Source organism: Actinoplanes sp. NPDC048988, assembly GCF_043197815.1.
GTDB lineage: Bacteria > Actinomycetota > Actinomycetes > Mycobacteriales > Micromonosporaceae > Actinoplanes.
Map to the genome: position 1 here is coordinate 109,770 of NZ_JBICTW010000013.1, position 6,914 is coordinate 116,683.

5 protein-coding genes are annotated in these 6,914 nt (G+C 73.5%); 4 read left to right on the forward strand and 1 reads right to left on the reverse strand.

The annotated features are described in order from the left end of the window. Positions 1-25: 25 nt before the first annotated feature. The 3 genes from ACGFJ7_RS32465 to ACGFJ7_RS32475 are packed head-to-tail and all read left to right on the forward strand — an operon-like array spanning position 26 to position 1,636. The gene (locus tag ACGFJ7_RS32465) at positions 26-328 is read left to right on the forward strand and encodes a DUF6223 family protein (protein WP_392645558.1); all 303 of its coding nucleotides are present in this window, start codon (positions 26-28) and stop codon (positions 326-328) included. Next, the gene (locus tag ACGFJ7_RS32470) at positions 325-462 is read left to right on the forward strand and encodes a hypothetical protein (RefSeq protein ID WP_360253396.1); all 138 of its coding nucleotides are present in this window, start codon (positions 325-327) and stop codon (positions 460-462) included. The genes ACGFJ7_RS32465 and ACGFJ7_RS32470 overlap by 4 nt, the downstream gene beginning before the upstream one ends. Positions 463-472: 10 nt before the next feature. Next, on the forward strand, positions 473-1,636 hold the full coding sequence (locus tag ACGFJ7_RS32475; protein WP_392645560.1) for a bifunctional NADH-specific enoyl-ACP reductase/trans-2-enoyl-CoA reductase: 1,164 nt from the start codon (positions 473-475) through the stop codon (positions 1,634-1,636). Positions 1,637-1,728: 92 nt separating this feature from the next. Here ACGFJ7_RS32475 and ACGFJ7_RS32480 read toward each other — a convergent pair whose 3' ends face one another. Continuing rightward, a complete protein-coding gene (locus tag ACGFJ7_RS32480) occupies positions 1,729-2,604 on the reverse strand; it encodes an aminoglycoside phosphotransferase family protein (protein WP_392645562.1) in 876 nt (291 codons plus the stop codon). A gap of 118 nt (positions 2,605-2,722) precedes the next feature. Here ACGFJ7_RS32480 and ACGFJ7_RS32485 point away from each other — a divergent pair, with 118 nt between their 5' ends. Further along, complete coding sequence (locus tag ACGFJ7_RS32485) at positions 2,723-6,205, forward strand: ABC transporter ATP-binding protein (protein WP_360253402.1); 3,483 nt, start codon at positions 2,723-2,725, stop codon at positions 6,203-6,205. Positions 6,206-6,914 lie beyond the last annotated feature (709 nt).

A 6,914-nucleotide genomic window follows, 5' to 3' on the forward strand; every position in this document is an offset into this window, starting at 1 on the left:
ACACCTTTCCCGATCGGAGGAACCGATGTTCACCACCGACCGCCTCATCGCCACCGTGGCCGCGCTGCTGACCCTGGCCGGCGTGATCGCCGGAATCCTGGCCCTGATCCGCCCGCCCGGCCGCTCGGCGGGCCTTCGCCCGGCGATCGCCCTGGCCGCCGGGGCCGTCGGCGCCCTCACCGGGGTGCTGGTCGTCGCCACCGCCGACGGCGGTCCCGGCACGGGCAACGGCGTGGTCGGCGGCTGGGCCGCCGTGGCCCTCGGCCCGATCGCGGCCGGCCTCGGCGTCCTGGCCCTGCTCCGGTTGCGGAAATCGACGATCATGTGAACTCCGAGGCGCGGGCCGCCGCCACCGAGAACCGCCGACCGCCGGCCCGCGGGGTTGGCGACATCGAGCACACGCACCGCGCCATCGGCGACGCCCACCTCCTGGGTGTGCTGCTGCGGATGTCCGGGCGATAAGGTCGCGCCCATGTCCGAACGTGTCGTCAACCCGAGCGGGCGGGGCTTCCTGCTGGTCGACTCCCACCCCACCGGCTGCTTCGAGTCCGTGGCCCGCATGCGGTCCGAGGCCGGCGCCGCCCGCGACGTGCCCGCCGACGGGCCGGTCGCCCTGATCATCGGCGCCACGGCCGGGTACGGGCTGGCCGCGACGGTCGCCGGGCTGGCCCGGCACGGCATCCGCGGGGTGGGCCTCGGCTTCGAGCGGCCCGCCGGCCGGCGGACGGCGACGGCCGGCTGGTACCGGGCGGTCGCGGCCGGCCGGCTCGCCCGTGAGCTGGGCCGGGACTTCACGTTCGTCAACGGCGACGCGTTCGCCGGCTCGACGAAGGACGAGACGCTGGACCTGATCGCGAAGCGGTTCGGCGGCCTCGACTACCTGATCTACAGCGTGGCCGCGCCCCGGCGGACCGACCCGGCCGGTGTCACCCACCAGTCGGTGATCAAGCCGCTGGGCGCCGCGCACACCACGCGGACGCTGGAGTTCGACCGCGACGGCACGCCGGCGCTCCGCGAGATCACCGTGGAACCGGCGAGCGCGGACGAGGCGGCCGCGACCGTCAAGGTCATGGGCGGTGAGGACTGGGCGCTGTGGGTGGCCGCGCTGGCCGAGCGCGGGCTGCTCCGCGACGGGTTCCAGACGGTGGCGCTGTCGTACATCGGGTCGAAGCTGACCTCGGGCATCTACCGGTCGGGCACCATCGGGGCGGCCAAGGCCCACCTCGAGGCCACCGCCGCCGAACTGAGCGAACTGCCGGGCGTCCGCGCCCTGACCTCGGTGAACGGCGCGGCGGTCACGCAGGCGTCCACGGCGATCCCGGGGATCGCCCTCTACGTCAGCCTGCTCCGCGAGGTGCTGGGCGACGAGCTCCAGTCGCCGGTCGCGCAGTCGATACGGTTGTGGGAGCAGCTGACCGGGGCGGCGCCGTTCGACCTGGACGAGGCGGGCCGCCTCCGGCTCGACCGGTGGGAGCTCGACCCGGCCGTGCAGGCGCGGGTGGCCGAGCGGTGGGCGACCGGGATGGGCGACGTCGGGTGGTTCCGCGCGCAGTTCCGCGCCCTGTACGGCTTCGACGTGCCGGGCGTCGACTACGCCCGGCCGGTGGAGGTCGAACTGCCCTGGCCCACCACCTGACGCGAAACCGGCGCAACGGCCCGGTGTCCCGCCCGGCTCGCCCCCGACAGGCCCGGGGCTTTTGACGACGCGTACTTCTTCTTGAAGCTCTTTCAGAGGTCGGCGATCCGGTCGGCGGCGGACAGCATCCGGGACGCGACGGGCTCGACGCCGGCGGCGGACAGGACCAGGCCGGTGGCGACACGGTCGGCCAGGCCCCACTCCCAAACCGCGACCGGGTCGGTGCCGGTCCGGGCGGCCAACAGCCGGGCGCGGTCGCGGGGGTCGCCGGTCATCAGCTCGACCGGATCCTCGCGCATCAGAGCGCCGAGGTCGCGCTCGGGCTCGGCCACGGCGCCGTCGGGGTCGACCAGCTTGAAGCCGTCCGGCGACCATAGCGCGTTCCACTGATGGACGTCGCCGTGACAGAGGACGGCGCGATCGGAACGTTGGGCCCTCCGCCGGCTCTCGGCCGCACGCAGGGCCTGGTCGACGGCCGCCCGGCGGCAGGGCCGGCCCTGCTCCGCCCAGCGTCGCTCGATCGACTGCGCCATCCGGGCCGCCACGTCGGCGCCGGTGGGCAGGCTCACGCCGGGCACCGGCCGCCACACGGCCGACGCCAGATCGCACAGGATCTCCTGGCGCCGGGGCTGCTCGATCGACATGCCGGACATGGGGGTTCCGAGCCGTTCGATCAGCAGCGCGTGCCTTCCGGGATCGGCACGCAGCAGCCGGGCACAGCCCGCTCCCCCGGCCAGGCGCAGGACGACGGCCTCCTCGGCGGCGGCGCCGGGCCACAGATGGATCTTGAGTACGGCGGTCTCGCCCGCCTCGACCACGTACGCCTCCGTGGCGTCGCCGAAGGCGCGGCCCGGCGTCAGTCCCCAGTCGGCCGCCAGGCCCGCGACCAGCGACGGCAGGGCGTCGAGCCAGGCCGTCGCGCCCGCCTGGACGGCCTTCGCGCGTACGGCCGCCGGAAGATCTCGCATGACCGCCGAGGGTGACACAGGCGATATGTGGCGTCGAGGTAATTCCGTTGAAGACCTTCCGGGTGGGGACAAAGATGGGTGGACCGCCTCGGTTCATCCCCTGCAAAAGGACTCGTCAATGCGTCTGCTTCGCGACCTGTGGGTCACCTCCCGAGGCCGTACGGGTCTCGTGGCGGTCCTCATCCTGCTCGGCGCGGCCGGGCAGGCGGGTGCTCTCGCGCTGGCCGGCGCCGTGCTCGTCGACCGCTCCATGTCCCTGTTCACCGTGCTCGCGGCGGCGCTCGTCGCCTCCGTGCTGAGCGACGTGTTCGTCGGCCTGGTGGCCTCGCGGCTGACCGCCGACTGGGCGGCCAAGGTGCGGCGCGGGCTCAACCGGGTCGCCTTCGGGCAGGACCTGCCCACCCTCGAGAACACGCCGGTCGGCGAACTGCTCGACCGGATCGACTCCGACGTGTACGAGGTCGGCGCCCAGCTGCGCGGCAGCGGTGTGCGGATCGCGCAGTCGGTGGCGGTGGCCGTCTTCTCGATCGTCACCGCGTTCTTCGTGTGGTGGCCGGCCGGTGTCGGCATGGTGCTGGTGTCGATCCTGCTCTACGTCACCATGAACAAGCCGGTCCAGCGCATCTCCCCGCTGCGGATCTCCGAGGAGGAGTCCTGGTCCGACCTGGCCGCGGTCATGGAGGAGTCCATCCACGGCCAGGACGACGTGCGGACGAGCCTCGCCGCCCCGTACGTCCGCCGTCTCTACGCCCGGCGCGCGGCCGAGGTGCTGCGGCGCGGGCGGCTGGTCTGGCGGTCCTCGGCGCGCATCACCATGGGTGCCGGCGCGATCACCCGGTCGCTGATCGCGGTGCTCGTCGTCGTCGGCGCGTGGGCGCTGATCACCGGCCACATCGACGGCGCCCGGCTGACCGGCGTCTGGCTGCTCGCGCTCGGCTTCGGCGGCACCCTCGAGCACGTCACCCGGATGGTCCCCGAGCTGCAGAACGCGCTCGGCGCCTGGAGCCGCGTCCAGCTGCTGCAGGACGTGCCCCAGGAGCCGACCGAGGGGGTTCCCCCGGTCGACGGCGATTTGGTGGTACGAGGTCTGACCTTCCGCTACAGCGAGTCCGACAACGGGCGCCCGCCGGCCCTGCGCGACGTCGACCTCACCTTCGCCCGCGGCCGGTCGTACGCGCTGATCGGCCGCACCGGCTCCGGCAAGTCGACACTGGCCAAGGTGCTGACCCGGGCCGTCGACGTGCCCCGGGGCACGGTGTTCCTGGGCGGCGTCGACCTCAACGACATGAACGTCGAGGGCCTGCGCCGCTGGACCGCCATCGTCCCGCAACGCACCGAGATCCTGGCCGGCACGCTGGCCGAGAACATCGCGCTGTTCGACCCCGAACTGCTGCCCAAGTCGGCCGGCGCGCTCGACGAGCTGGGCCTGAGCGCCTGGGTGGCCAGCCTGCCGGACGGCATCGACACCCGGCTCGGCGAGAACGGCTACAAGCTCTCGGCCGGCCAGGAACAGCTGGTGGCCTTCGCCCGGATCCTCGTCCGCGACCCGCACGTGGTGATCCTCGACGAGGCCACGGCCCGGATGGACCCGGTCACCGAGTCGTGGGTCCAGCGGGCCACCGACCGCCTGCTCACCGGCCGCATCGGCGTCATCGTGGCCCACCGGCTGTCGTCGGTGCAGCGCTGCGACGAGGTGGTCGTGCTGGCCGACGGCGCGGTGCTCGAGTCGGGGCCGCTGCGCGAGTCGCGGCGCTTCGCCGAGCTGCTGGCCAGCAGCAACCTGGCCGTGCCGGCGACGGTGAACGGCGGCGGCGGGGTGCTGGTCGAGGACCGCGACTGGGACAAGGCGGCCCAGCTCGAGCTCGGGGCCGAGGCGCTGGCCAACAAGCTGCCACCGGTCGAGCCGCCGCCGCTGCCCGAGGAGCCCAAGGCTCACACGTTCCGCGAGATCGCCCGGCTGACGTTGAACGACAAGAGGTACGGGCTGGGCGCGGTCGCCCTGTTCGCCATCCTCGTGCTGCTCGGCCTTGACGGCGCGATCCTGCCGCTGCTCTGGTCGAACGTGGTCGACGGGATCGGCAACCCGCTCTACCCGGCGGTCGGCATCGCGGCCGCCCTGCTGCTGGCCATCCCGACGCTGTACTACACGGGTGCCTGGTTCCCGGAGTGGTGGGTCCGGCAGATGCTGCGGATCAGCATGCGGCTGGTGCACGGCCAGATCGGCCCGCGCCGGGTCAGCAAACACACCCCAGCCGAGGTGGTCGCCCAGGGCGGCGACACCGAGCGGGTGGTCATGCTGGCCGACAACCTGATCGACAACGCCACCAGCCTCGTCATGATCGTCGCGATGACGGTGGCGTCGCAGTCGTTCGTGCCGGCCCTGTTCTTCGTCGGCACGATGGTCCTGTCCGGCCTGGCCGCCACCCTGTTCGGCCCGCGCCTGGAAAAGGCGGCCCGGCGCACGGTCGCCGCGCGCGCCGCGTTCGCCACCTCACTGGTGTCCTCGCTGTCGGCCGCGCGCACGGTGAAGCTGGCCGGCGCCACCGAGCCGGTGCTGAACCACCTGGCCCGCCTCGACTTCGCCCGCAGCGAGCTCCAGCGGCGCGAGATCGCCATCCAGGTGTGGGCCCGGTCCACCCCATCGATCGCCAGCGGCCTGCTGCCGATCGCGGCCTGGGCGCTCTACCTGGCCGGTTCGCTCTCGTCGGCGGCGACCCTGATCGCAGTGGCCACCCTCGGCTCGGCCCGCTGGTTCGCCTGGACGACGGCGTCGCTGGTCTCGCAGTTCCCGTCGGCACGAGTGTGGACCAAGCGGACGGTGGCGATGACCGGCGAGTCCGAATACTCCAAGGACGTGCCCGGCGTAGACCTGTCGGCCGGCACGGCGCCGGCCCCGCCGACGGCCCCGCGCAACCCGCTGCGCCGCCTTGAGCTGCGCAACTTCAGCGCGGTACACGAGAACGGCACGGTCGGCGCGCAGGACGTCGACCTGGCCGTCGACCGCGGCCAGCTGGTCCTGGTCGTCGGCCCGGTCGGCGCGGGCAAGTCGTCGCTGCTGCGGGCCCTGGCCGGCATCGTGCACCACACCGGCGAACTGGTCTGGAACGGCGAGCCGGTCGACGAGCCGGAGGTTTTCCTGCGCCCCAACCAGGTCGGGTACGTGGCCCAGTTGCCCCGCGTCCTGTCCGGCACCGTGGCCGACAACATCCAGCTGGGCCACGAGGTCGACGCGGCCGACGCGGTCTCCACCGCCCAGCTGGAACACGACCTGGCCGCGGCCGGCGGCGGCCTCCAGCTGCTGATCGGCCACAAGGGCACCCGCCTCTCCGGCGGCCAGCTGCAACGCCTGGCCCTGGCCCGAGCCCTGGCCCCCCGCACGGAGCTGCTGATCGCCGACGACGTCTCCTCAGCCCTGGACGTGACAACAGAGCTGGAACTATGGCGCGCCTTGCGCAGCCACGGCGTCACAGTGGTCGGCTCAACCTCCAAACGAGCAGCCCTGAACCAGGCCGACCACGTGGTCGTCCTGATCGCCGGCAAGGTCGAAGACCAGGGCACATGGCAGGAGCTGGAGGACCGCTGGGGCCACCTCGCCGGCTGACCAGCCTCCTTCACAGGCCGCCCCACCCGGGGCGGCCCGCCTTCCGACCACCCCTCCCCCAGACCGGCCGCTCCCCACTCCCACCACGCGCAGCGGCCCACCCTTCCACCACAGCGGCCGCTCTCCACTCCCCCCCGTGCGGCGGCCCACCCTTCCACCACAGCGGCCGCTCCCCCTCCCCACACGCGCGGCGGCTTACCCTTCCACCACGGCGGCCGCTCGCCACTTCCCCCACGTGCGGCGGCCCGCCCTTCCACCACAGTGGCCGTTCTCCACTCCCCCACGTGCGGCGGCCCACCCTTCCACCACAGCGGCGCACGACGACCTCACTTCCCCTTCACCACGTGCGGCAAGCCGCTCCTCAGACCGCCCCAACACAGCGGCACCCAATGACTGCAGCTCACCCGCGTGCGGCGAGCCGCCCCCATAACCTCTCCACCACGCGCGGCGAGGCGCCTTCACAGCGCCTCCAACGCGCCGAGCCGTGCCCACAACGTCTCCAGCGCGGCGAGCCGCCCGACGCCCTCTCCACCGCAGCGGCCCGATGTAGGCCGCTTCTCGCTCCGCCCCTCCGCCTGGCCGACGGGCGGTTCCCTGAACCGTCCTCAACGCGCGCCGAGCGGCTGCTCCCGGCAGCCCTTCTTTCGCGACAGCCGGCCGCGGCCGGGCACCACGCGGCCGGGTACCAGGTGGCCGGGCCGCGCGGCCG